Consider the following 22880-nt stretch of genomic DNA (forward strand, 5'->3'; position numbering starts at 1 on the left):
TGCGGCGCCGGCTTGCGGTGCTGGCTTGCGGTGCTGGCTTGGGCGCGGGGGCTTCGCTATCGTCGGGCGAGAACGGAACCCCGGGGGAACGCGCGCGATGGCGATGACGATGAGCGGCGAGGTGGTGCTGCCCGCCGACCAGCGGACGGTGTGGGAGAAGCTCAACGACCCCGAGGTCCTGCGGCGCTGCATCCCGGGCTGCGAGAGCCTCGAGAAGGTTGGGGAGAACGAGCTGCAGGCCTCCGCCAAGGTCGCGGTCGGCCCCGTCAAGGCGACCTTCAAGGGCCGGGTGACGCTCTCGGACATCGACGCGCCGAACGGATACCGCATCTCCGGCGAGGGCCAGGGCGGGGTGGCGGGCTTCGCCAAGGGCGGCGCCTCGGTGCGCCTCGAAACCGTCGAGGGCGGCCAGACCAAGATGACCTACGACGTCGATGCCAGCGTGGGCGGCAAGATCGCCCAGCTCGGCGGCCGCCTGATCAACGGCGTGGCCAAGAAGTACGCGGACGGCTTCTTCGAGACCTTCGCCAAGGAGGTGCAGGGCGGGCAGGCCTCCGGCTGAGGCGAGGCGGTCCCGAACGCGGGGGCGGCCGGCGGGCGGGCCGGAACGAGGCCCGCCGCGGGGCCGGGCGCGCCCCGGGACCGCGGCAACGCGCGAGGGCGGCGGCGCGGCGCGCCCGGGCCGCTCCCCCTTGAAATTCGCCGGCGACACCGGCGGGCCCGGTTTGAGGCGAGGCGCCGCAGGGTGGTCCGATTGCCGAAACCTGCGCCGTCAGCCTATTTCTGACGCAGAGTTAGCGGGCGTCGATCCGGGCATCGCTGCCGATCCGAGAGGGCCATGCCGAGAAATCTGGTGATCGTGAGGGCCGGGGATCGCTCGGCTCATCCGGAATGGCTGCGCGACCCCCATCGCAACTGGGATCTGGCGATCAGCTATTACGGTGCCGATCCCGAGCAGCTCGGACATGAATTCGTCTTCAAACACGTCATGCCGGGATCGAAGTTCACGGCGGTCGCCGCATTACTTTCAGAATACAGGGACACGGTCTATTCATACGAACGCATCGTCTTGGCAGACGACGACATTCAGACCGATACCGCCACACTCAACCGCTTCTTCGAGATTACGGAGGAGTACGGGCTCGAACTCAGCCAACCGGCGCTGCATGAGGACAGCTTCTTCAGCCACGCCGTCACCTTGCGCAACCCGCTCTTCAAACTCAGATTCTCGAACTTCGTCGAGATCATGTTGCCGTGCTTCGCGAGAGATTTGCTCCGCACGGTGGAAAGGTCATTCGGAGAGAACCGCAGCGGCTGGGGACTCGATTTTCTCTGGCCGCGGCTGGTCTCCGCGCGGGACAGGATCGCGATCGTGGACGAGACGCCGGTCCTCCACGACCGGCCGGTCGGCGGTCCGATGCACGGCTACTTCGCCGCGCAGGGCATCGACCCGCTGGCGGACCGGAACGGCGTCCTCGCGAAATACGCCTTCCGGCAGGGGCCGGCCGTCGCCACGGGGGGCATCGGCACCGACGGCGCCGAGTACGGGCTGGACGGGCCGTCGCGCGACGCCTTCATCGCGCGCCTGCTGGCGGGATACGCGCAGGTCCGGCCGAGGCAGGAGGTGAGCTTCGACCAGCTGGTCCGGGACAGCCTGCGACCCGCGCCGGAGCCGGGCCGAGGGGCGGGCGCGGCCGCGCCCGGCGGCTCCCCGGCGTAGCGGGGGCGGACGGATCCGCCGACGCGGCGCGGCCCAGGCCTCCCCGGGCGGCGCGATGCCGGCTCGCCGCCGGCCTCGCGGCAGGAACGAGAACCGGGCGCGGCCCTCGTTCCGCGCGACTGCCCGCCGGCCCGGCCGGGCGATCGGACAGGGGCGGATCGACCGGAGCATGGTCATGGTGGATTGGTTGATCGTCGGAGCCGGCTTCGTCGGGGCGGTGGCGGCGGAGCACCTCGCGCGCGTGCACGGCCAGACGGTCCTCGTGATCGACCGCAGGGATCACGTCGCCGGAAACGCGCACGATGCCCGCAACGAGGACGGGATCCTGCACCACCGCTACGGGCCGCACATCTTCCACACCAACGCGCCGCGGATCGCGGATTACCTCTCGGGCTTCACGGAGTGGCGGGATTACGAGCACCGCGCGGTCGCGCTGATCGAGAACCGGCTCGTCCCCATCCCGTTCAACTTCACCTCGCTCGACATCGTGTTTCCGGCCGGCAAGGCGGCCCGGATCAAACAGAGGATGATCGAGCGGTACGGTTTCGGAGCCAACACGACGATCCTCGCGCTCAGATCCGAGCAGGACGGGCTGCTGAGGGAATGCGCGGACTACGTGTATGAGTACGTCTTCCTCGGCTACACCAGCAAGCAATGGGGGTTGCGGCCGGACGAGATCGACGCGTCGGTCACCAATAGGGTGCCGGTCCGGGTGTCGTACGACGATCGCTACTTCCAGGACAGTTTCCAGAAGATGCCCCGCGCCGGGTACACCAGGATGTTCGAGCGCATGCTCGCGTCGCGCCTGATCGAGGTCAGCCTGGCAACCGAGTGGCGGGACGTCAGAGATCGCGTTCGTTACAAGAATGTTCTCTTCACCGGCGCGATCGACGAATTCTTCGATTATCGCCTCGGCGTCCTGCCCTACCGGAGTCTCGAATTCGAGATGCAGGTCTACGATCAGCCGCTGCACCAGCCGGTCGCGCAGGTCAACTACCCGAACGGCGAGCGCTTCACGCGCATCACGGAGATGAAGCACCTGACCGGGGAGAGCGGCCCGAGAACGATGGCGGCGATCGAGTACCCGATCCCGCATCGCCCCGGCGAGACGGTTCCGTACTACCCGATCCCGCGGGCCGACAACGAGGCGCTGCACAGGGAGTACGTGCTGCTGAACCGCGCCAAGACCGTTCACTTTGCCGGGCGGCTGGCGGATTACAGGTATTACAACATGGACCAGGCGGTCGGGCGGGCGATCTCCCTGGTGAGCAAGCTGCGCGGATGACGCCGCGGACGCGGGCGGCGCGGCCGCGCGCCGATCCCGCCCCCGCCGGCACAAACCGCGCCATTTGGCACCCGAGAGTCCCCCAAAGCCCGCCTTGACCGCCCGCCGCGGCCGGTTGACACTCGTTTTCGAACGATTCCGAACCAAGAGGGTGGCCGGCCCGGGCGCCCGGCGCGAAGGATCCGCCGCAAGGGTCCGGCGGGCAGGCCGACGAGGAGGAAAGCACCATGAGCTCCGTCAGCCTGACGGTGAACGGCAAGGCCGTGACCGCCGAGATCGAGCCGCGCACGCTGCTCGTCCAGTTTGTCCGGGACACGCTGCGCCTCACCGGCACCCATGTGGGCTGCGACACCAGCCAGTGCGGCGCCTGCGTGGTGCATCTCGACGGGCAGGCCGTGAAGGCCTGCACCGTGCTGGCGGTCCAGGCCGACGGCCGGCAGGTCACCACGATCGAGGGGCTGGCCGAGCCCGGCGGCGCCCTCCACCCGATGCAGGCGGCCTTCCGCGAGCATCACGGCCTCCAGTGCGGCTACTGCACGCCCGGGATGATCATGACGGCGGTCGACCTCGTGCGGCGCAAGGGCCACGCCCTCGACGAGGCCACGATCCGGCACGAGCTCGAGGGCAACCTGTGCCGCTGCACGGGCTACCACAACATCGTCAAGGCGATCGCGGCCGGCGCGGCCGCGATGGGCGGCGAGCCGCCCCTGCGGCAGGCCGCCGAGTAGCGCGCGGGGTTCACCGGCCCGCCAGAGGCCCGGGGACCCGCGAGGGACGCCATCGACGAGGGACGGGAGAGGGAACATGACCGCGAGCGGCATCGGCGCCCCCGTGCGCCGCAAGGAGGACCAGCGCTTCATCACCGGCAAGGGCCGCTACGTCGACGATCTCAACCGGCCGGGCCAGGCCTACGCCTATTTCCTGCGCTCGCCCCACGCCCACGCGGAGATCCGCGGCATCGACGCCGCCGCGGCCCGGGCGATGCCGGGGGTGATCGGCGTGTTCACCGGCGAGGACCTGGCGGCCGACAAGGTCGGCGGCCTGATCTGCGGCTGGATGATCCACTCCAAGGACGGCAGCCCGATGCGGGCCGGGCCGCACCCGGCCCTGGCCCAGGGCAAGGTGCGCTACGTGGGCGACCACGTCGCCTTGGTGGTGGCCGAGACCCTGGCCGCCGCCCGCGACGCGGCCGAGGCGATCAGCGTCGACTACGCGGTGCTGCCCGCGGTGGTCGAGACCGCCCGGGCGCGGGGCGCGGAGGTCGCCGTGCACGATGTCGCCCCCGACAACGTGGTGTTCAGCTGGCACCTCGGCAGCCGGGAGAGCGTCGAGGCCGCCTTCGCTCGGGCCAGGCACGTCACCAGCCTCGACATCGTCAACAACCGCCTGGTGCCCAATCCGATCGAGCCGCGCGCCGCGATCGGCGAGTACGACGAGGCCGAGGAGGCCTTCACCCTCTACACGACGAGCCAGAACCCCCACGTCGCCCGGCTCGTCCTCTCGGCCTTCATCGGCATCGCGCCCGAGAACAAGCTGCGGGTGGTGGCGCCCGACGTCGGCGGCGGCTTCGGCTCCAAGATCTTCATCTACGCCGAGGAGACGGTCTGCGTCTGGGCCGCCAGGAAGGTCGGCCGGCCGGTGAAGTGGACGAGCGACCGCACCGAGGCCTTCCTGGCCGACGCGCATGGGCGCGACCACGTCACCCGGGCGGAGCTCGCCCTCGACGAGAACGGCCGCATCCTCGGCCTGCGGGTCCACACCACGGCCAATCTCGGCGCCTACCTGTCGACCTTCGCCTCCTCGGTCCCGACCTACCTGTACGCGCCGCTCCTGTCGGGCCAGTACAACATCCCGGCGATCTACTGCGAGGTCGACGGCGTCTACACCAACACCGCGCCGGTCGACGCCTACCGGGGAGCCGGCCGGCCGGAGGCGACCTTCGTGATCGAGCGCCTCGTCGAGGTCGCGGCCCGGCAGATCGGGCAGGACCCGGCCCGCTTCCGGCGCCGCAACTACATCAAGAGTTTCCCGCACCAGACGCCGGTCATCATGACCTACGACGTCGGGGATTACGTCGCCTCCCTCGACAAGGCGCTGGAGGCCGCCGACTACCAGCACTTCCCGCGGCGGCGCCGCGAGAGCGCGCGGCGCGGCAAGCTGCGCGGCATCGGCTTCTCCTCCTACATCGAGGCCTGCGGCATCGCGCCCTCGCAGGCGGTGGGGGCGCTGGGGGCGGGCGTCGGCCTGTGGGAATCCGCCGAGGTGCGGGTGAACCCGACCGGCTCGATCGAGGTGCTGACCGGCTCGCACAGCCACGGCCAGGGCCACGAGACCACCTTCGCGCAGCTCGTCAGCGACCGGCTCGGCGTGCCGATCGAGAGCGTCAGCATCGTGCACGGCGACACCGACAAGGTGCAGTTCGGCATGGGCACCTACGGCTCCCGCTCGGGGGCGGTCGGGATGTCGGCCATCGCCAAGGCCCTCGACAAGGTGGTCGCCAAGGGCCGCAAGGTCGCGGCCTTCGCCCTGGAGGCCGCCGAGGGCGACATCGAGTTCAGGGACGGCCGCTTCGCCGTGGCCGGCACCGACCGCTCCCTGAGCTTCGGCGAGGTGGCGCTGCAGGCCTACGTTGCCCACAAGTTCAGCGGCGCCGAGCTGGAGCCCGGCCTCAAGGAGGGCGCCTTCTACGACCCGACCAACTTCACCTTCCCGGCCGGGGTCCACGTCTGCGAGGTCGAGGTCGATCCCGAGACCGGCCAGGTCACGATCGAGCGCTTCACCGCGGTCGACGATTTCGGCAACGTCATCAACCCGATGATCGTCGAGGGCCAGGTCCATGGCGGCATCGCGCAGGGCGTCGGCCAGGCCCTGTTCGAGGGCGCCGTCTACGACGCGGACGGCCAGCTCGTCACCGCGAGCTTCATGGATTACCGCATGCCCCGGGCCGCCGACCTGCCCTCCTTCGCGGTCGGGATGACCGTGACGCCCTGCCCGTCCAACCCGCTCGGCATCAAGGGCTGCGGCGAGGCCGGCGCCATCGCGGCGCCCGCCGCCGTGATCAACGCCCTGACCGACGCCCTCGGGCACGAGAACATCGCCATGCCGGCGACCCCGCTGGCGGTCTGGCGCGCCGCGCAGGCCGCCCGCCAGCCCGAACCCGTCGCCGCCGAGTGAACCGGGAGCCCGCCCCATGTACGCCTTCGAGTATCACCGCCCCGCGAGCCTCAAGGAGGCGGTCTCCCTGCTGACCCGGCAGGAGGACGCCAAGCTCGTGGCCGGCGGCCACACCCTGATCCCGACGATGAAGCAGCGGCTCGCCGCGCCCGGCCACCTGATCGATCTCGGGGCCATCCCCGACCTCGCCGGGATCGAGCGCACGCCCCGCGCGGTCACGATCGGCGCCATGACGACCCACGGCGCCGTCGCGGACTCGCCCGAGCTGCGGGAGGCGATCCCCGCGCTGGCCGAACTCGCCGGCCTGATCGGCGACCCGGCGGTGCGCCACCGCGGCACGATCGGCGGCTCGATCGCCAACAACGATCCCTCGGCCGACTACCCGGCCGCCTGCCTCGCGCTCGGCGCCACGATCATCACCAACACGCGGCGCATCCCGGCCGAGGAGTATTTCCGCGGACTGTTCGAGACCGCCCTGCAGGAGGGGGAGATCGTCACCGCGATCTCCTTCCCGATCCCCCACAAGGCGGCCTACGAGAAGTTCCGCAACCCGGCCTCCCGCTACGCCCTGGTCGGCGTCTTCGTGGCCAAGCGCCCGAGCGACATCCGCGTCGCCGTCACCGGGGCGGGCGCGAACGGGGTCTTCCGCTGGCGGGAGGCCGAGGAGGCCCTGGCCAAGCGCTTCTCGGCCAAGTCCCTCGACGGGCTCAAGGCCTCGCCGGACGACCTGATCGGCGACCTCCACGCGGATGCCGCGTACCGGGCGCACCTGATCGGCGTCATGGCGCGCCGGGCCGTGCAGGCCGCGACGGACCGGTGAGGGGACGCGCCCCGCCGGGCGGGCCGCGTGAGCCCTGTCCGGCAGGACCGCGCATGGGCGGCGGATCGATCGGTTCGGGGGTGAGTCGCGCCGGCACGCGGTCGGTCTCGGCATCCGGCACCTGGCGCACCGCGTTCGACATGGGTGAGGGCGAGATCTACAACCTCGACCTGGAGGATGACCATCGATGGCCGAGCCGCCGATCCGGATCGGGATGAAACCCGCGCATCCCGGCGAGTTCATCCGCGCGGAGGTGATCGAGCCGCTCGACCTCTCGGTCGGCAAGGCGGCGGACATCCTCGATGTCCGCCGCGCGACGCTCTCCGACCTGCTCAACGGCAAGGCGAGCCTGTCGCCCGAAATGGCCTTGCGGGTGGAGAAGGCCTTCGGCGTCAGCATGGATACGCTGCTGCACATGCAGGCAGGGTTCGATGCGCATGCGATGCGCGAGCGGGCGGACAGCATCCTCGTGACGCGCTACGTCCCGGTCTCCGACCCGGAGACAGGGACCGCATGACCCCGCCCGCCTCGATCGACGCCACCCTCGACCTCCTCGCCGCGGCCGGCTACGTCGCCGACCGGGCGCTCGCCACGGTGGCCTTCCTGTCGCTGCGCCTGAGGCGCCCGCTCTTCCTCGAGGGCGAGGCGGGCGTGGGCAAGACCGAGATCGCCAAGGTCCTGGCCGCGAGCCTGGGCCGGCCGCTGATCCGGCTGCAATGCTACGAGGGCCTCGACGTCGCCTCGGCGGTCTACGAGTGGAACTATGCCGGGCAGATGATGGCGATCCGCCTCGCGGAGGCGGGCGGCGGGGTCGACCGCGACCGGCTCGAATCCGAACTCTTCTCCGAGCGCTACCTGATCCGGCGACCGCTCCTGCGCGCCCTGGAGCCGGGGGAGGGCGGCGCCCCGGTGCTGCTGATCGACGAACTCGACCGCACCGACGAGGCCTTCGAGGCCTTCCTGCTCGAGATCCTGTCGGATTTCCAGGTCACGATCCCGGAACTCGGCACCGTGCGGGCGCCCGAGCCGCCCATCGTGGTGCTGACCTCGAACCGCACCCGCGAGATCCACGACGCGCTCAAGCGCCGCTGCCTCTATCACTGGGTCGATTACCCGGACGCGGCGCGCGAACTCGCCATCCTGCGCCGGCGCGTGCCCGGCGCCGGGGAGGCGCTCGCCCGCGACGTGGTCGCCTTCGTGCAGGCGATCCGCAAGGAGGACCTGTTCAAGGCGCCCGGCGTCGCCGAGACCCTCGACTGGGCGACCGCCCTCGTCGAGCTCGACGCCGTCGCCCTCGATCCCGCCCTGGTCTCCGACACGCTCGGCGTGCTGCTGAAGTACCAGGACGACATCGCGGCGATGCAGGCCGGGCGGGCCAAGGCGCTCCTCGACGAGGTGCGGTCGGCCGCGCGATGACGGGCCGGCTGCCGGACAACATCGCCCACTTCGCCCGCGCCCTGCGCAGGGCCGGGCTGCCGGTCGGGCCCGGGGACGTCATCGACGCGGTCGAGGCCGTGGTGGCGGCCCGGATTGGCAGCCGCGAGGACCTCTACTGGACGCTCCACGCCGTCCTGGTGCGCAAGCACGAGCATTCGGTGCTGTTCGAGGAGGCGTTCCGCCTGTTCTGGCGGCGGCGCGACCTCATCGAGGCGCTGATCGCCCAGATGGCGCCGGTCGCGCCGGCCCGGGGGCGCGAGCCGCCGAAGGCCGGGGCCCTGCGGGTGCGCGAGGCGCTCGCGCCCGACGCCCCCCGGCCCCGGCCGAAGCAGGACGAGGCGGCCCTGCGCGCCACCCTCACGGTCTCCGAGCGCGAGGTGCTGAAGGCCAAGGACTTCGCCCAGATGTCGACCGAGGAGGTGGCGCAGGCCCGCCGCCTGATCGCCGCCCTGGCGCTGCCCGACGACGCCGCCCGCACCCGGCGCTTCGCCCCGACGGCGCGCGGGCGGATCGACCCGCGGCGCAGCTTCCAGCGCACCCTGCGCGCCCAGGGAAGCATCGACCTCGCGTTCCGGTCGCCGCGGGTGCGGCCGCCGCCGATCGTCGCCCTCGCCGACATCTCGGGATCGATGGCGGAGTACTCGCGCCTCTTCCTCCACTTCCTGCACGCCCTCGGCGAGCGGCGCCGGGTGCACAGCTTCGTCTTCGCGACGCGGCTCACCAACATCACCCGCGAACTCGCCCGGCGCGACCCGGACGAGGCGCTCGTCCGGGCGAGCGCCCGGGCCCGCGACTGGGAGGGGGGCACCCGCATCGCCGCGGCCCTGCACGCCTTCAACCGGCACTGGTCCCGCCGGGTGCTCGGCGGGGGCGCGGTGGTGCTGCTGTTCACGGACGGGCTGGAGCGCGAGGTGACGCCGGAACTGACCTTCGAGATGGACCGGCTGAAGCGCTCCTGCCGCCGCCTCGTCTGGCTGAACCCGCTCCTGCGCTTCGACCGCTTCGAGGCCCGGGCGGCCGGCATCCGGGCGATGCTGCCCCACGTCCACGATTTCCGGCCGATCCACAGCCTCGCGGCGATGGAGGATCTCTGCCGCGCGCTCGGCGCAGGGCCGGTCCGCGCCGACGACCCGCGCGCTTGGTTGCGCCGGGCCGGCTGATGCCTACCTTCTCGGCAGCGCGCCCGCGGCGGGGCGCCGGAGATCCCCGATGCTCTCCACCGACACCGACATCCTCTCGGCCGCGCAGGCCTGGCGCGAGGCCGGGCGCGGCGTGGCGCTCGCCACCGTGATCGAGACCTGGGGCTCGGCGCCCCGCCCGGTCGGCAGCCACCTGGCGATCGACCAGGAGGGCAATTTCCTCGGCTCCGTCTCGGGGGGCTGCGTCGAGGGCGCGGTGATCACCGAGGCGCTGGAGGTGATCGAGGAGGGGCGCCCGCGCGTGCTGGAATTCGGCGTCGCCGACGAGACCGCGTGGCGGGTCGGGCTGTCCTGCGGCGGGCGGATCCGGGTGCTGGTGGAGCGGGTCGCGTGAGGGGGAGCCCGGCGAGGGTCCGGCGCGGGGAACGCCATGCAGCTTGATCTCCTGAAGGCCCTCAACGCCGAGCGCGCCGCGCGCCGCGCCGCGATCCTGGTGACCGCCCTCGACGGCTCCGCGCAGCGCCTCGTGCGCGAGGCCGAGGCCGCCGCCGACCCGCTCGCGGCCGAGCTCCTGCCCCGCTTCCGGACGGGCCGGAGCGGCCTCGCCGAGGCGGAGGGCGGGCCCGTCTTCCTGACCGTGCAGGTGCCGCCGCCGCGGCTGGTGATCGTCGGCGCGGTCCATATCAGCCAGGCGCTGGCGCCGATGGCCCGCCTCGTCGAGCTCGACGTCACGATCATCGACCCGCGCACCGCCTTCGCGACGCCCGAGCGCTTCCCGGACGTGCCCCTCGTGGCGCTGTGGCCGGACGAGGCCCTGGCGGGGCTGCCGCCCCTCGACGCCTACACGGCCGTCGCGGCGCTGACCCACGACCCGAAGATCGACGATCCCGCGCTGGTCGCGGCGCTCGCGGCGGAGTGCTTCTACGTGGGGGCGCTCGGCTCGCGCAAGACCCACGCCCGGCGGGTCGAGCGGCTGCGCGAGGCGGGCCTGTCCGAGGAGCGGATCGGGCGGCTGCGCGCCCCGATCGGCCTCGCCATCGGCGCGGTGAGCCCGGCCGAGATCGCCGTCTCGATCCTCGCCGAGATCGTCGCGGCCCTGCGCCGCGCCGGCCCGTGAGGTGAGCCGATGAGGTTCGGTCCCGTCCCGGTCGCGGATTCCGTCGGGCTGATCTCGGCCCACGCGGTGCGGGCGGGCGGCGCGGTGCTGCGCAAGGGCAGCCGGATCGGCGCCGAGGAGGTCCGCCGCCTCGCCGAGGCCGGCATCGCCGAGGTCGTCGTCGCGGCGCCGGAGCCGGGCGACGTCGGCGAGGACGAGGCCGCCCGGACGATCGCCGCGTCCGTGGCCGGGGAGGGGATCGAGCTCGCCCCTCCTTTCACCGGCCGCGCCAACCTCCACGCCGCCGCGGCGGGCGTGCTCGTGCTCGACGGCGGCGCGATCGCGGCCGTCAACGGGGTCGACGAGGCCGTCACCCTGGCGACCCTCGCCCCGTTCAAGCCCGTCGTCGCCGGCGAGATGGTGGGCACGGTCAAGATCATCCCCTACGCGATCCCGGGCGACGTCCTGCGCCGGGCGCGCGAGGCCGTCCCCCGCCCGGCCGTCGCGGTGGCGCCCTATCGCCTGCGGCGGGTCGCGGTGGTCTCCACCCTGCTGCCGGGCCTCAAGCCCAGCGTCGTCGACAAGACGCTGCGGGTCCTGGGGGAGCGCCTCGCGCCGGCCGGCGCCGCACTCGCCGCCGAGACGCGGGTGCCGCACCGGGCCGAATCCGTCGCGGCCGCCCTGCGCGAGGCGGTGGCGGCGCCGGCCGACCTCGTCGTGGTGTTCGGCGCCTCGGCCATCGCGGACCGGCGGGACGTGATCCCGGCCGGGTTGTCGGCGGCGGGCGGGCGGGTCGAGCATCTCGGCATGCCGGTCGATCCCGGCAACCTCCTGCTGCTCGGGCGCCTCGGGGAGGTCCCGGTGATCGGGGCGCCGGGCTGCGCCCGCTCGCCGAAGGAGAACGGCTTCGACTGGGTGCTGCACCGGCTGCTCGCCGGCATCCCGGTCGGGCGCGCGGACCTCGTCGGCATGGGGGTCGGGGGGCTGCTGATGGAGATCGTCTCCCGGCCGCAGCCGCGGGAGGGCGGCGCCCCGGCGGAGGCGGAGGACGGGGCGTGAGCCCGCCGGTCGGCCTCGTGCTGCTCGCGGCCGGCCGCGGCACCCGCTTCGGCCCGGCGCCCAAGCTGCTGGCGCCGCTCGACGGGGTGCCCCTGGTGCGCCACGCCGCCGAGGCGGCCCTGCGCGCCGGGATCGGGCCGGTCGTCGCGGTGTTCGGCCACGCCGAGGAGGCGGTGCGCGCGGCGCTCGCCGGCCTCGACCTCGTCCTCGTGCGCAATCCCGCCTACGCGCAGGGGCTGTCGACCTCCCTGCGGGCCGGGCTCGCGGCCCTGCCGGAGGCGGCGGAGGGCGCGATCATCCTGCTCGGGGACATGCCGCGCGTGCCCCCGGCGCTGCTGGCCGGCCTCGCGGCGGCCTTCGCGGGGACCGACGCGGCCGTGGTGCCGGTCTGCGCCGGGCGGCGCGGCAACCCGGTGCTCCTCAACCGCCGCCGGCTCGCGGCGGAGCTCGCGGCGCTCGCCGGGGACCGGGGCGCGGGGCCGCTCCTCGCCGGGCGGAGGGACGTGCGGGAATGGCCGGTCGAGGAGGCCGGAATCCTCCTCGACGTCGACACGCCCGAGGCCCTCGCCGGCCTCGCGCGATCCCCGAACGATCCGCTCTGAGATGAATCATCCGCTGTCCGAACGATCACGTCCGAAAAGCGGATCCCGGATCACACGCCCGCGCGGCGCTTGGGCGACGCCGACATCCGCATGGCCGAAATGGGAGATGGCGACGCGACCCGTCGGATGTCGGATCAGGCGATCCCGAGGCTGAACAGGCCCACGACGGCGCTGAACACCGCGTAGACGAAGCCGAGATTCAGCAGCACGCCGAGCGCCCCGACCCCGAGCCCGGCCATCACCACGATCCCGTCGCGCTCGACGAGGCCGAGCCCGACCAGGGACACGGCGAGCCCGAGCGGGATCTGCCCGACGATCGGCGCGGCGACGATCAGGACCAGCGCGAGGGTGAGCAGCAGCAGGCCCATCGCCCGCATGCCGACCTCGTTCTCGAAGACGCGCATGCGCGGGCGCGACCAGCGCTCCAGGCGCCGCAGCAGCGGCACCGCCCGGGCCACCGCCCGCTGCAGGTCGGAGCGGGCAATCGAGCGGCCGAGCAGGGCGCGCGGCAGCCAGGGCGCCGACATCCCGGCCGCGATCTGGGCCGCCACCAGCGCCAGCAGCAGCCCGCAGATCAGCGGGATCGGCGGCGGCATCGGCAGGCAGTTCGGCAGGCCGAGCAGCACCACCAGCAGGGCGAAGGCCCGGTCGCGCAGCACCGCCACGATGTCCCCGACCGTGAGACGGTCGGCCTCCTGCGCGGCCAGCACCGTCAGGACGTCGGAGGTTCGCGTCGGTTTGGTCAAGGGGGTGCCGTCCGCTGCCTCGGTCGCGGCGCCCGCTCTAACCTGTTCTTTCCCCTCGGCCAACCCGACCGCCCGTCGTGCGGGCGATGCGTCGCATTCGTCGTCCCGGTCCAGGAGCCCGACCGGCTCCCGGGGCGCCGCCGCCAACCGCGCGCGCGTGCTCGTCATCCGCAGCCATCCTCGCGCCCCCGCGAGAGGGCAACCGGGCCGTCTTCAGCCGAGCAACCGGGCTTTCCTGAGGCAGGCCCCCCGGTTCAGTGCAGCGTGAGCACGCCGTTCACCGTCCGGAACTCGGCCGGCTTGATGAGTTGCGAATGGGACACACGCACCGAATGGAGCGGGCCTTCCAGCTCGCGCTCCCAGAACGCCAGGAAATCGTGCAGGACCGGGAATTTCGGGGCGAGATCGTAATCCTGCCAGACGTAGGTCTGCAGCACCCCGGGATGGTCGGGCATGCGGTACAGGATCTGCGCGGTGGTCAGACCATAGCCCTCGAGTTGACGCAGGAACTCCCTGGAAACCATCGGACCTCCTTCCTCGGCCGAACCGATCGCGGCCGCGCAACTTGCCGGCTAACGGTCCGATGATGGGGTGAAGGCACCGTTAAGCTCAAGACCAAAAATCGGCTTTCGCGTGCAAAAACAAGGCTTTGGCAGCATCCGCGAGGGATTGCTAGCAGCCCCGCGCCGGCCCTGCCGCGTGCCGGACTTCCTCAGAGGAAGGCGCGGCGATCCCGATTCGTTCCGACATCTTGCGATTTTCCTAACGGAAGAGAGTTGACTCGAAAGACGATGGAAAAGACTTTTCCATCGGTTTGCACCGCACCGCACCGGATCGTCCCTTGCGCGGCCCGAATCAGCTTCGCGGATGGGGCGATCTCGCGGCGGCCTGCGGCGCGCTGCTCTGGGCGCAGGCGGCCGCGGCCGAGGGCCGGGACGAGGTCCGGGCGGTGCTGTTCGGCGGCCTCGATGCGGGCCGCTCCACCTTCGTCAACGCGGGCGTCAAGGCCGCGCCGGGCGGCCTCGTCAGCGACGGATTCGTCCTGCTCGGCGGGTTCGGCACCGGCCTGCGGAGCGAGCGCGACTGGTACGGGCGCCCGGCCCCGGACGGGCGGCGCCCGCCGCGGGTGTTCCGCCACACCGTCCTCGCCAACGCCCTGGGGGGCTGGCAGTGGCTGCGGGAATGGGGCGTCGTCGCGGTCCTCGTCGGTCCCGAGATGTCCTTCGAGACGCTGGGCACCGGCGGCGCGCCGCGGCGCGCCCTGCGCTTCGGCCTGCGCCTCCACGCCGAGGTCTGGGCCCGGCCGACGCCCGAGACCCTCCTCACCGTCACGGCGATCACCGGCAGCGCCCGCCGGGATGGCTGGGGCCGGGTCTCCTGGGGATGGCGGGCGGGCCCGGCCTATCTGGGCCCGGAGGCCGCCCTCTACGCCGACGCGACCGGCTACCGGAAGTGGTCGCTCGGCCTCCACCTCACCGACTTCGCCCTCGGCGAGGCCAACGGGCGGGTCTCAGCCGGATGGCTCTACGAGGAAAAGGTCCGGCGTCCCGGCCTCTTCCTGGCGACCTGCCTGTGGCTGCCCCTCTGACCCGTCGAGCCCCGCGAGGAAGCGCGCGGCATCGGCCAGGATCTCCCGGCGGCGGGAGGCGGGCATCCGCGCGAGGGTGCGGTAGGGCATGGCGAGGCGCGGGTTGCCCGAGAGCCGCTCCGCGTGGGTGATCAGGAAGGCCCAGTAGAGGTAGTTGAAGGGGCAGGCCCGCGTCCCGCTCTTCAGCCGCACGTCGTACGCGCAGGCGCGGCAGTAATCCGACATGCGGTCGATGTAGGCGCCGGAGGCCGCGTAGGGCTTGGAGGCGAGCAGGCCCCCGTCCGCCCACAGCGCCATGCCGTGGACGTTCGGGAGTTCCACCCACTCGTAGGCATCCGCGTAGACGACCAGGAACCACTCCTCCAGCGCGGCGGGCCGGATCCCGGCGAGGAGGGCGAAGTTGCCGAGCACCATCAGGCGCTGGATGTGGTGGGCGTGGGCGTGGGCCCGCGTCGCCGCGACGCTGTCGGCGAGGCAGCGCATCGCCGTCTCGCCCGACCAGTAGAACCAGGGCAGGTCGCGCGCCGCCCCGAGGGCGTTGGTGGCCGCGTAATCCGGCATCCTCGCCCAGTAGAGGCCGCGCACGTATTCCCGCCAGCCGAGGATCTGGCGGATGAAGCCCTCGACCGCGTTGAGGGGCGCGCGCCCCTCCGCGTGGGCGCGCTCCGCCGCCCGGCAGACCTCCTCGGCGTCGAGGAGGCCGAGATTGAGGGCGGGCGCGAGCAGCGCGTGGTAGAGGAAGGGGGCGCCCGCCCGCATCGCGTCCTGGTAGTCGCCGAAGGCGGGCAGGCACTCGTCCAGGAAGTGGCGCAGGGCCGCCAGGGCCTGCTCCCGCGTCACCGGCCAGCCGAACCCGTCGAGATCGCCGAAATGCCCGGGGAAGCGCCGGGCCACGAGGGCGATCACCTCCCGGGTGACCGCGTCGGGCGGGAAGCGCAGGCGCGCGGGGAGGCGGTGATCGGCCGGAAGCTTGCGGCGGTTCTCCTGGTCGAAGTTCCAGCGCCCGCCGACCGGGGCGCCGTCCCGCATCAGGAAGCCGGTCCGGCGGCGCATCGCCCGGTAGAAGGTCTCCATGCGCAGGCTCGCGCGCCCCTCCGCCCAGCGCGCGAAGGCCTCGCGCGGGCAGAGGAAGCGGATGTCGGCGCGGATCTCGACCGGAACGCCGAGCGTCTCCGACCAATCCCGCATCATCGCGAGCACCCGCCACTCGCCGGGCTCGGTCACCACCACCCGGTCGGGCCGGTGGCGGGCGACCGCGCGGGCGAGTTCCCCACCGAAGGAGCCGGTATTGCCCGCATCCTCCAGCGCCACGTAGTCGACCGCGACGCCGCGCGCCCTCAGCTCCGCCGCGAAGTGGCGCATGGCCGAGAGGACGAGCGCGATCTTCTGCTTGTGGTGACGGACATAGGTCGCCTCCTCGGCGACTTCGGCCATCAGCACCACGTCGCGGGCCGGGTCAAGGTCGGTCAGGCCGGCGAGGCGCGGGTGGAGCTGGTCGCCCAGCACGAAGCGCAGCGTCCGCACGGCGCCTCAGCCCCTGGTGCGGACGCGCGAGCGCCCGCCATCGACGCCGATCACCTGGCCGGTGATCCAGCCGGCCTCCTCGCCGACCAGGAAGGCCGCGAGGCCGCCCGCATCCTCGGGCCGGCCGAGGCGCTGGAGCGCGTGCATGCCGGCGATGCCGTTCGCCACCGTCTCGTTGGCGGTGAGCGGCGCGGCGAGCGGCGTGCGGGTGAGGGAGGGGGCGACGACGTTCACGCGCACGCTCGGGGCAAGTTCGGCCGCGAGCGCGCGGGCGAGTCCCTCGACGGCGCCCTTGGCCATCGCCACGCTGGCATGGGCGGAAAAGCCCTGGGCGACCGCGACCGTGGAGAACAGCACGACCCCGCTCGTGCCCGTCCCGGCCCCCTCCCGCAGCGCGGGCGCGGCGGCCTGCACGGCCAGGAAGGCGCCGAGCGCGTTGAGGCGGAAATCGGCCTCGATCTCCTCCGCCCGCAGCCGCGCGACCGGCCGCAGGGTGATGCTGCCGACCGCGTAGACGAGGCCGCCGAGCGCGTCCCCGGCCTGCGCGGCGGCGCGCGCGGCGGTGGCCGGGTCGGTGACGTCGCCCGCCGTCACGGTCGTGTCGCCGAGTTCGGCGGCGGCCGCCGCGAGCCGGCCCGCGTCGCGGGCGACGAGGTGGAGGGGCCGGCCGCGCGCCCGCAGCGCCCGGGCCGCGGCGAGGCCGATCCCGCCCGTGCCGCCGAAGATCAGAACCCGTGCCGCCCCGCCCGTCATGCCGCCCCCCTTTGCCGCGCGCCTCGCCGCTCGCCTTGCGGCTCCCCTTGGCCCGCGTCCGGCGCTAGGTATGGCGGGACGGGCTCGGGTCAGCCGAGCTGAACTGCCGCAGGGGCCGGCGGCGATCCGGGGGAGCCAGGGGCATGAAGTTCGCCTTCGCGGGGATCGACTTTCTCGGCGGCGTCTTCGAGGCCCTGGCGGGGGCCGGCTGGCAGCCGATCAAGCTCTTCACCCGGCCCTGCGACGGCATCTACGACTTCAACGACAGCGTGGTGACGCTGGCGCGCCGCCACCGGGTGCCGATCCAGCTCTCGCGGGTGCGGCCGGCGGATCTCGACGCGCTGACCCAGGAGCACGGCCGCGACTGGGCGCTCGTCGTCGCGGGCTATCCCTGGCTGATCACCGGCTGGCCGGGCCGGGTGCGCTACGCGCTCAACTTCCACCCCTCGCCGCTGCCGACCGGCCGCGGCCCCTACCCGCTGTTCAAGGCGATCCTCGATTCCTACGAGACCTGGGGCGTCACCGCCCACGTCCTCGCCGAGGAGGGGTTCGACACCGGCGACATCCTCGCCCAGGAGCTCTTCCCGCTCTCGCCCGGCGAGACCCACGAGACGCTGCTCGCCCGCTGCCAGATCGCCGCGATGCGGCTGGCCGCCGGACCGATCGCCCGCGACCTGCCCGCCCGCTGGCGGGCCCCGGAGCCGCAGGGCGACGGCTCCTACTGGCCGCGGGTGACGGATGCGGACCGCACCCTCGATTTCCGCCAGCCCGTCGCCGCGGTGCTGCGCAAGGTGCGGGCCTTCGGGACGATCGAGACCGTGGCGCGGCTCAACGACGCCCGGGTCTTCGTGGCGGCGGCCGACGGCTGGGTCGAGCCGCACCGCTACGCGCCGGGCGCGATCGTGCACCGCCACCGCCGCCACGTGCTGGTGGCCGCCCGGGACGGCTTCGTGCAGATCACCCGCTGGAGCACGCTGCCGCTGGCGGAGGCCGGCCAGACCGGCCGCTGAGCCGTGCCGCCGATGCGCCGCAAGGGCGACCTGCCCGAGAAGATCTGCGCCCAATGCGGCCGGCCCTTCGCGTGGCGGCGCAAGTGGGAGCGGGTCTGGGAGGAGGTGCGCTACTGCTCGGATCGCTGCCGCCGGGAGGCGAAGCGGGGCGGGGCGGGGCGGAGCCGGTCCTGAGCCGTCATCCGCCATCCGGTTGATGGCTTCGCCATCTCCGATTTCGGCCATGCGGATGTCGGCGTCGCTCAGGCGCCGCGCTCAGGCGCCGCGCGGGCTCGTGATCCGGGACCCGCTTTGATCAAGCGGATCCCGTATCAGGCGGCGCGCGACCGCGGCAGGATCCCGCCGGGGCCGGGCGTCGGGCAGAGCTCGCGCAGGGGCGCCGGCTTGCCGAGCAGGTAGCCCTGGACCAGGCGGCAGCCGAAGCCCCGCAGGCGGTCGAGCTGCTCTTCCGTCTCCACGCCCTCGGCGACGCATTCCAGGCCGAGATACGTGCAGAGGTGCAGGATCGTCTTCACGATCGCCTCGCCGGTGGGCGTGTCGACGCTCGCCACGAAGCTGCGGTCGATCTTGATCCGGTCGAGCCCCAGCCGGTGCACGTAGCCGAGGCTCGAATGGCCGGTGCCGAAATCGTCGAGGGCGATCCGGCTGCCCAGGGCACGGAGCTTGCCGACCGAGCGGCCCGCCGCCTCCAGGTCGGCCATCAGCGCCGTCTCGGTCAGCTCGAAGGTCAGGCGGCTCGGCGCGACGCCGCTGCGCAGGATGAGCGCGACGATCGCGTCGGTCGCCTCGGGCGAGCTGAGATCGTGCGAGGACAGGTTGAAGGACAGGCCGACCGCTTGCGGCAGGTGGTCGATCTCGCCGAGCGCCTTCTCCAGGAGCAGGAGCGTCAGCCGGTGAATCAGGCCGCAGCGCTCCGCGACCGGGATGAACCGGCTCGGCGGGACCGCGCCGAGGAGCGGGCTCCGCCAGCGCGCCAGCGCCTCCACCGTCCGAACCGACCCGGAGGCCAGGTCGTAGACCGGCTGGTAGTGCAGCTCCAGCTCGGCCTCCAGTCCCGCCGCCTGCAGCGCCGCCTCGACGGCGCGCTCGGCCTGGATCAGGTCGTCCTGCTCCTTCGAGTAGACCGTCACGGCGCCGCGGCGATGCTGCTTGGACTGGTAGAGGGCGTGGTCGGCGTGGTCGAACAGGGCGGCGCCGTCGCGGTCGGCGGCGCTGGCGAAGGCGACGCCGCAGGAGCAGCCGGGGGACAGGAGGATGTCGCCGGCGCGGAACGGCTGCCTCAGCAGGTCCGAGACCTCCCGGCAGAAGGCGGCGACGTCGCGGCCGAGGGCCCGCGCGTCGATCAGGGCGCCGAACTCGTCGCCGCCGAGACGGGCCACCCTGACGGCCTTCCCCGCGAGGCTCCCCAGGCGGCGGCCGGTCTCGGCGAGGACGCGGTCGCCGGCCGAATGCCCGTAGCTGTCGTTGATGGACTTGAAGTGGTCGAGGTCGAAGATCGCCAGGGCCAGCTCCGCCCGGTCCGGCCCGTCGCGCAGGCCGTCGAGGGCCGCGAAGAAGTAGCGCCGGTTCGGCAGCCCCGTGAGGCTGTCGGTGTGGGCGAGGCGGAAATTCTCCTCGGCCAGGAGCCGCATCTCCTCCTGCTTGCGGATCAGGGCGGCCTGGGAATGGATCAGCTTCAGGAACGAGTCGTAGTTGGCGCGCAGCACGCGCACCATCACCATCACCACGAAAGCGAGGTTGAGCGAGATGGCGCCGAAGACCGCGTTGCCGGTCGTGAGGTAGTGCGCCAGGAAGACCGCGGTGACGATCGCGGTGACGAGGAGGGCGCATGCCGGCAGGTGCATCAGGCAGAAGATGCAGGCGATGACCGTGATGGCCACGAAGAGCGCGACGTGGCCGCGCTCGAAGGGGCCGCCGTAGCCGTCGAGCATGACGGCCCAGACCACGAAGGCGAGGGACAGGAAGGCGGTGAGAACGACCGTCCGGCGCATGCGGGCCGCCGCCTCGGCCGCGTCGACCCGCCCGGCGTCGAGCCGGTACCAGTGGATGCCGCGGCCGATGCAGATCGGGACCAGGAGGGCGAGCACCCCGACCGTCAGCCAGGGCGGCGCCAGCCGCGCATGCGTGAAGGCGACGGCGACGGCGTTCGCCGTCAGGCAGGCGTAGAGCGCGGGGATCTGCTTCTTGATCTCGGCGAATTGCGCGACGCGGATGCGGTCCCGGAGCGGGTCGGCCGCCTCGGCGCCGAGCCCGCGCGCCCGCAGGGCGTCGCCGGCGCCCCGCGCGAGGGCCGACCATGCCGCGGCCAGAAGGGACCGCATCGGGCCCGGCCCCCGCGGGCCGGTCGGATGACCGGGGACGTCGTGCGGCGCCGATGCGTCCCCGGGTTCCGCGGACCTCAGATCGGGCATGCGCCATTCCCCAACGTCGAAGCACCCGGATCGCGATTCACGCCCCGGTGCCGCGAGTGCAGCCTAGAAACCGAAGATGCTCGTCGTCGAGCTTTGCCGATCAATTCCTAAGGCTTGCATAATCCTCCGGCTCGGCACTGGGGCGAAGTCAGGACGGCCCAAGCAAAAGCCGCGGCGGCGGGCGACGGCTGCACGACCGGGATCGGGGCCGGCCCGCCTCAGCCCCGCCGGAGGGCCAGGGCCGCCAGGCTGGCCGCCGCGAGCAGGGTCACGGCGACCGGCGTCGCGGTGCCGTCGTGCCACGCCGCGACCGAGACCGTGAACGCGGCCCCGAGGGTCATCTGCAGGAAGCCGTAGAGGCTCGACGCGGCCCCGGCGGCGTGCGGGTCGACATTCATCAGCCCCGCCACGGCGTTCGGGCCGAGGAGCCCGATCCCGACCGCGTAGAGGACGAGGGGCAGGATCAGGGTCGCCACGCCGAGCGCGCCGCCGCGATCGACGGCGAGCAGCGCCAGCGCCCCGGCGAAGCACAGGCCGTTGCCGAGGCGCGCGGCGCGCCGGATCGGCATCCGCCCGGCGAGGCGGCCGGCGATCCACGCCCCCGCCACCATGCCGGCGACGACGAGCAGGCAGTCGAACCCGACCTGCTGCGGCGTCCGGCCCAGCCGCTCGCCGAGCAGGAAGGGCGCCACCGCCAGGAAGGCGTAGAGGCTCGTCCCCGCGCAGGCGCCCGCCACCACGTAGGCGCGGTAGACCGGCGCCCCGAGGAGGCGCAGGTAGGAGGCGGCGACGGCCGAGAGGCCCGGCAGGGCGACCGGGTGCCGGTTCGTCTCCGGCAGGCCGCGCAGCACGAGGGCGCCGAGGACGGCGACCAGGGCGGCGAGGAGCACGAACACCGCCCGCCAGCCGAGCGCCCCGCCCACGACGCCGCCGATCGCCGGCGCGAGGGCGGGCGTCAGGGTCATCGCCATGGTGAGGAGCGCGAGCTTGCGCGTGGCGTCCTCCGCGGTCGAGACGTCGCGCACCATGGCGCGGCCGAGCACGAGGGCGCCGCAGGCCCCGAGCGATTGCAGCACCCGCGCCGCCACCAGGACGCCGATGCTGCGCGCCGGGATCGCCAGGAGCAGCCCCGCGAGGTAGAGCGCCATCCCGGCGATCAGCACCGGGCGGCGGCCGTAGCGGTCGGAGAGGGGGCCGTAGACGAGTTGTCCGCAGGCGAGGCCGACGAGGTAGAGGGTGATCGTCAGCTGCGCCACGACCGGCGAGGTGCCGAGATCCGCCGCCGCGGCCGGGAGCACCGGCACGAAGATGTGCAGCGCCACGGTCCCGGTCATCGTCACGGCGACGAGCAGCGGCAGCGAGGCCCGGGCGGGCGCGTCCTTCGTCACGGTCTCGTCGCATCCCCTGGCTGGACGCGAGAGACCCGCGCCGGCGCGCTGGCGCCTCCCTCCGCGGGGAGGGCCCCGCGCGCGGCGTCGCGCCGCGCCCGCGGCCTCGCCCCGCGGACCGCGAGCTTAAGTCGAGCCGCGCCGGGACTCCCATGCCGGATCGGCATGGCAGGGTTCCGCCCCGTCCTCCATCAGTTGAGCTTGGGCTCGCCGCTGGCATCGTCCCGGCCGGACTCGCGAAACACCTCCCAGGCGGCGCGGATCAGCGCCTGGACGGCCGGCCGGCCGGCCACCGCCGGGTCGGGGAGGAACTGCAGGTCGATCGCCGCGGCGGCGGCGCGCAGGATCGCGAGTTCGGCCTGCACGTCGTCGGAGCGGCGCGCGCCCTCGGGCAGGAGCGGGCGCGCGGAGGGTGAATCGCGGTGCATCGGGGGATTCCTGGCAGGGGCTGGACTGGGGCGAGGGGGTCAGGCGGCGGCCAGGACCGGCCGGTCGGCGCCGCGCACGGCCCAGAGCTGGCGCAGGGTGCGCTCGTCGAAGCCCGCCTCGACGGCGATGATCTCCTCGCCCTCGATCACCCGCGGCAGGCCGAGCGGGAAGGCGCGGAAGTGGAGCTGGATCAGGCGCAGGAGCCAGGAGGTCGGGTTCTGCGAGATGAAGCGGGAGACGCCCCGCGGCAGGCCCCACTCGACGATCCCGGTGGTCAGCGCGAGCGCGACCGGGTTCAGGCGCCGGCCGGAGATGCGAGCCCGGTCCGAGACGCAGATCCGGCCCCATTCCCAGATGTGCGGCGCCGACGGCGCGGGCCCGTCGCACAGCTCGGGCAGGACGGAGGAGAGCAGATAGGGCCGCGTGGTCGGCAGGAGGCGAGAGTATCCGACAAGATCATCCCCCTGAATGGCAAGAAGATGAACCGCGTGCTCGTCATCGAACTGATCAACCTCCCGTTGATCCGGCCTCCTCAGATCGCTCCAGCCTTTGTCCTTGACGAAGATGTCGTGGCGGAGCCGGTAGGCCTGCTCCATCTCGGCCGCGTAGAGGTGGATGTTGGTGGCATCGACAACGTGAATCATCGGGAGGCTCCGGTGGTGCGGAGTCCCTTCTACGCATGGCAGCGGGCCGCCATAG

At 73.1% G+C, this 22880-nt stretch carries 24 protein-coding genes; 16 read left to right on the top strand and 8 right to left on the bottom strand.

The window, feature by feature from the left end; all coding sequences use genetic code 11:
- The first annotated feature begins 97 nt into the window (after window positions 1-97).
- The 13 genes from M446_RS26270 (at window position 98) to M446_RS26330 (ending at window position 12332) form a co-directional block, all read left to right on the top strand.
- A complete protein-coding gene (locus M446_RS26270; protein ID WP_012335139.1) occupies window positions 98-562 on the top strand; it encodes a CoxG family protein in 465 nt (154 codons plus the stop codon).
- Between the two features lie 276 nt (window positions 563-838).
- Window positions 839-1720, top strand: a complete 882-nt coding sequence (locus M446_RS26275) for a DUF707 domain-containing protein (protein WP_012335140.1) — start codon at window positions 839-841, stop codon at window positions 1718-1720.
- Between the two features lie 175 nt (window positions 1721-1895).
- The gene (glf, locus tag M446_RS26280) at window positions 1896-3005 is read left to right on the top strand and encodes a UDP-galactopyranose mutase (RefSeq protein WP_012335141.1); all 1110 of its coding nucleotides are present in this window, start codon (window positions 1896-1898) and stop codon (window positions 3003-3005) included.
- Window positions 3006-3232: 227 nt separating this feature from the next.
- Entirely contained in the window at window positions 3233-3733 is a 501-nt protein-coding gene (locus M446_RS26285) for a (2Fe-2S)-binding protein (RefSeq protein ID WP_012335142.1), read from the top strand.
- A 76-nt stretch (window positions 3734-3809) separates the two neighbouring features.
- Complete coding sequence (locus M446_RS26290) at window positions 3810-6179, top strand: xanthine dehydrogenase family protein molybdopterin-binding subunit (protein WP_012335143.1); 2370 nt, start codon at window positions 3810-3812, stop codon at window positions 6177-6179.
- 16 nt (window positions 6180-6195) lie between these two features.
- Window positions 6196-6999 carry an FAD binding domain-containing protein gene (locus M446_RS26295; protein WP_012335144.1) on the top strand — a complete coding sequence of 268 codons (804 nt, stop codon included), beginning with the start codon at window positions 6196-6198 and terminating at the stop codon, window positions 6997-6999.
- Window positions 7000-7186: 187 nt separating this feature from the next.
- Window positions 7187-7516 carry a HigA family addiction module antitoxin gene (locus M446_RS26300; protein ID WP_012335145.1) on the top strand — a complete coding sequence of 110 codons (330 nt, stop codon included), beginning with the start codon at window positions 7187-7189 and terminating at the stop codon, window positions 7514-7516.
- The gene (locus tag M446_RS26305; RefSeq protein ID WP_012335146.1) at window positions 7513-8415 is read left to right on the top strand and encodes an AAA family ATPase; all 903 of its coding nucleotides are present in this window, start codon (window positions 7513-7515) and stop codon (window positions 8413-8415) included. Before M446_RS26300 ends, M446_RS26305 begins: the two co-directional genes overlap by 4 nt.
- Window positions 8412-9596: a vWA domain-containing protein gene (locus tag M446_RS26310; protein ID WP_012335147.1), complete on the top strand. Its 1185-nt coding sequence runs from the start codon at window positions 8412-8414 to the stop codon at window positions 9594-9596. Before M446_RS26305 ends, M446_RS26310 begins: the two co-directional genes overlap by 4 nt.
- Window positions 9597-9645: 49 nt before the next feature.
- Window positions 9646-9969: an XdhC family protein gene (locus M446_RS26315; RefSeq protein ID WP_012335148.1), complete on the top strand. Its 324-nt coding sequence runs from the start codon at window positions 9646-9648 to the stop codon at window positions 9967-9969.
- 36 nt (window positions 9970-10005) lie between these two features.
- Entirely contained in the window at window positions 10006-10692 is a 687-nt protein-coding gene (locus M446_RS26320) for an XdhC family protein (RefSeq protein WP_012335149.1), read from the top strand.
- A gap of 9 nt (window positions 10693-10701) precedes the next feature.
- Window positions 10702-11730 (top strand): molybdopterin-binding protein, encoded by a 1029-nt coding sequence (locus M446_RS26325; protein WP_012335150.1) that lies wholly within the window; start codon window positions 10702-10704, stop codon window positions 11728-11730.
- On the top strand, window positions 11727-12332 hold the full coding sequence (locus M446_RS26330) for an NTP transferase domain-containing protein (RefSeq protein WP_012335151.1): 606 nt from the start codon (window positions 11727-11729) through the stop codon (window positions 12330-12332). The genes M446_RS26325 and M446_RS26330 overlap by 4 nt, the downstream gene beginning before the upstream one ends.
- Window positions 12333-12466: 134 nt before the next feature.
- On the opposite strand, the gene M446_RS26335 is transcribed toward M446_RS26330, so the two are convergent.
- Together M446_RS26335 and M446_RS26340 are read right to left on the bottom strand one after the other, a co-directional pair.
- Complete coding sequence (locus M446_RS26335) at window positions 12467-13078, bottom strand: exopolysaccharide biosynthesis protein (RefSeq protein WP_018261282.1); 612 nt, start codon at window positions 13076-13078, stop codon at window positions 12467-12469.
- Between the two features lie 254 nt (window positions 13079-13332).
- Window positions 13333-13602, bottom strand: a complete 270-nt coding sequence (locus M446_RS26340) for an usg protein (RefSeq protein ID WP_012335153.1) — start codon at window positions 13600-13602, stop codon at window positions 13333-13335.
- 317 nt (window positions 13603-13919) lie between these two features.
- Here M446_RS26340 and bcsS point away from each other — a divergent pair, with 317 nt between their 5' ends.
- Window positions 13920-14666: a cellulose biosynthesis protein BcsS gene (gene bcsS, locus M446_RS26345; RefSeq protein WP_012335154.1), complete on the top strand. Its 747-nt coding sequence runs from the start codon at window positions 13920-13922 to the stop codon at window positions 14664-14666.
- Here bcsS and M446_RS26350 read toward each other — a convergent pair.
- Together M446_RS26350 and M446_RS26355 are read right to left on the bottom strand one after the other, a co-directional pair.
- Window positions 14589-16190: a cryptochrome/photolyase family protein gene (locus M446_RS26350; protein WP_012335155.1), complete on the bottom strand. Its 1602-nt coding sequence runs from the start codon at window positions 16188-16190 to the stop codon at window positions 14589-14591. The two genes, bcsS and M446_RS26350, sit on opposite strands and share 78 nt — an antisense overlap.
- Before the next feature lie 6 nt (window positions 16191-16196).
- Window positions 16197-16943, bottom strand: a complete 747-nt coding sequence (locus M446_RS26355; protein ID WP_012335156.1) for an SDR family NAD(P)-dependent oxidoreductase — start codon at window positions 16941-16943, stop codon at window positions 16197-16199.
- 143 nt (window positions 16944-17086) lie between these two features.
- On the opposite strand from M446_RS26355, the gene M446_RS26360 reads away from it, so the two are divergent.
- Window positions 17087-17953 (top strand): methionyl-tRNA formyltransferase, encoded by an 867-nt coding sequence (locus M446_RS26360; protein ID WP_012335157.1) that lies wholly within the window; start codon window positions 17087-17089, stop codon window positions 17951-17953.
- Between the two features lie 3 nt (window positions 17954-17956).
- On the top strand, window positions 17957-18127 hold the full coding sequence (locus M446_RS35860; RefSeq protein ID WP_198293016.1) for a DUF2256 domain-containing protein: 171 nt from the start codon (window positions 17957-17959) through the stop codon (window positions 18125-18127).
- Window positions 18128-18264: 137 nt separating this feature from the next.
- On the opposite strand, the gene M446_RS26365 is transcribed toward M446_RS35860, so the two are convergent.
- The 4 genes from M446_RS26365 to M446_RS26380 form a co-directional block, all read right to left on the bottom strand.
- The gene (locus tag M446_RS26365) at window positions 18265-20274 is read right to left on the bottom strand and encodes a putative bifunctional diguanylate cyclase/phosphodiesterase (RefSeq protein ID WP_012335159.1); all 2010 of its coding nucleotides are present in this window, start codon (window positions 20272-20274) and stop codon (window positions 18265-18267) included.
- Window positions 20275-20582: 308 nt separating this feature from the next.
- A complete protein-coding gene (locus tag M446_RS26370) occupies window positions 20583-21752 on the bottom strand; it encodes a multidrug effflux MFS transporter (RefSeq protein WP_012335160.1) in 1170 nt (389 codons plus the stop codon).
- A gap of 191 nt (window positions 21753-21943) precedes the next feature.
- The gene (locus M446_RS26375) at window positions 21944-22180 is read right to left on the bottom strand and encodes a hypothetical protein (protein WP_012335161.1); all 237 of its coding nucleotides are present in this window, start codon (window positions 22178-22180) and stop codon (window positions 21944-21946) included.
- Between the two features lie 39 nt (window positions 22181-22219).
- Entirely contained in the window at window positions 22220-22825 is a 606-nt protein-coding gene (locus M446_RS26380; protein WP_012335162.1) for an acyl-homoserine-lactone synthase, read from the bottom strand.
- Window positions 22826-22880 lie beyond the last annotated feature (55 nt).

It is taken from the genome of Methylobacterium sp. 4-46, assembly GCF_000019365.1.
Classification (GTDB): domain Bacteria; phylum Pseudomonadota; class Alphaproteobacteria; order Rhizobiales; family Beijerinckiaceae; genus Methylobacterium.

Excerpts from the sequence above, each read along its gene's own strand:
- M446_RS26360 (WP_012335157.1), top strand. The coding sequence starts at position 17,087 with ATGAAGTTCGCCTTCGCGGGGATCGACTTTCTCGGCGGCGTCTTCGAG.
- M446_RS26325 (WP_012335150.1), top strand. The coding sequence starts at position 10,702 with ATGAGGTTCGGTCCCGTCCCGGTCGCGGATTCCGTCGGGCTGATCTCG.
- M446_RS26365 (WP_012335159.1), bottom strand. The coding sequence starts at position 20,274 with ATGCGGTCCCTTCTGGCCGCGGCATGGTCGGCCCTCGCGCGGGGCGCC.
- glf (WP_012335141.1), top strand. The coding sequence starts at position 1,896 with ATGGTGGATTGGTTGATCGTCGGAGCCGGCTTCGTCGGGGCGGTGGCG.
- M446_RS26300 (WP_012335145.1), top strand. The coding sequence starts at position 7,187 with ATGGCCGAGCCGCCGATCCGGATCGGGATGAAACCCGCGCATCCCGGC.
- M446_RS26270 (WP_012335139.1), top strand. The coding sequence starts at position 98 with ATGGCGATGACGATGAGCGGCGAGGTGGTGCTGCCCGCCGACCAGCGG.
- M446_RS26275 (WP_012335140.1), top strand. The coding sequence starts at position 839 with ATGCCGAGAAATCTGGTGATCGTGAGGGCCGGGGATCGCTCGGCTCAT.
- M446_RS26285 (WP_012335142.1), top strand. The coding sequence starts at position 3,233 with ATGAGCTCCGTCAGCCTGACGGTGAACGGCAAGGCCGTGACCGCCGAG.
- M446_RS26305 (WP_012335146.1), top strand. The coding sequence starts at position 7,513 with ATGACCCCGCCCGCCTCGATCGACGCCACCCTCGACCTCCTCGCCGCG.
- M446_RS26340 (WP_012335153.1), bottom strand. The coding sequence starts at position 13,602 with ATGGTTTCCAGGGAGTTCCTGCGTCAACTCGAGGGCTATGGTCTGACC.
- M446_RS26355 (WP_012335156.1), bottom strand. The coding sequence starts at position 16,943 with ATGACGGGCGGGGCGGCACGGGTTCTGATCTTCGGCGGCACGGGCGGG.
- M446_RS26315 (WP_012335148.1), top strand. The coding sequence starts at position 9,646 with ATGCTCTCCACCGACACCGACATCCTCTCGGCCGCGCAGGCCTGGCGC.
- M446_RS26290 (WP_012335143.1), top strand. The coding sequence starts at position 3,810 with ATGACCGCGAGCGGCATCGGCGCCCCCGTGCGCCGCAAGGAGGACCAG.
- M446_RS26320 (WP_012335149.1), top strand. The coding sequence starts at position 10,006 with ATGCAGCTTGATCTCCTGAAGGCCCTCAACGCCGAGCGCGCCGCGCGC.
- M446_RS26295 (WP_012335144.1), top strand. The coding sequence starts at position 6,196 with ATGTACGCCTTCGAGTATCACCGCCCCGCGAGCCTCAAGGAGGCGGTC.
- M446_RS26310 (WP_012335147.1), top strand. The coding sequence starts at position 8,412 with ATGACGGGCCGGCTGCCGGACAACATCGCCCACTTCGCCCGCGCCCTG.
- M446_RS26375 (WP_012335161.1), bottom strand. The coding sequence starts at position 22,180 with ATGCACCGCGATTCACCCTCCGCGCGCCCGCTCCTGCCCGAGGGCGCG.
- M446_RS26380 (WP_012335162.1), bottom strand. The coding sequence starts at position 22,825 with ATGATTCACGTTGTCGATGCCACCAACATCCACCTCTACGCGGCCGAG.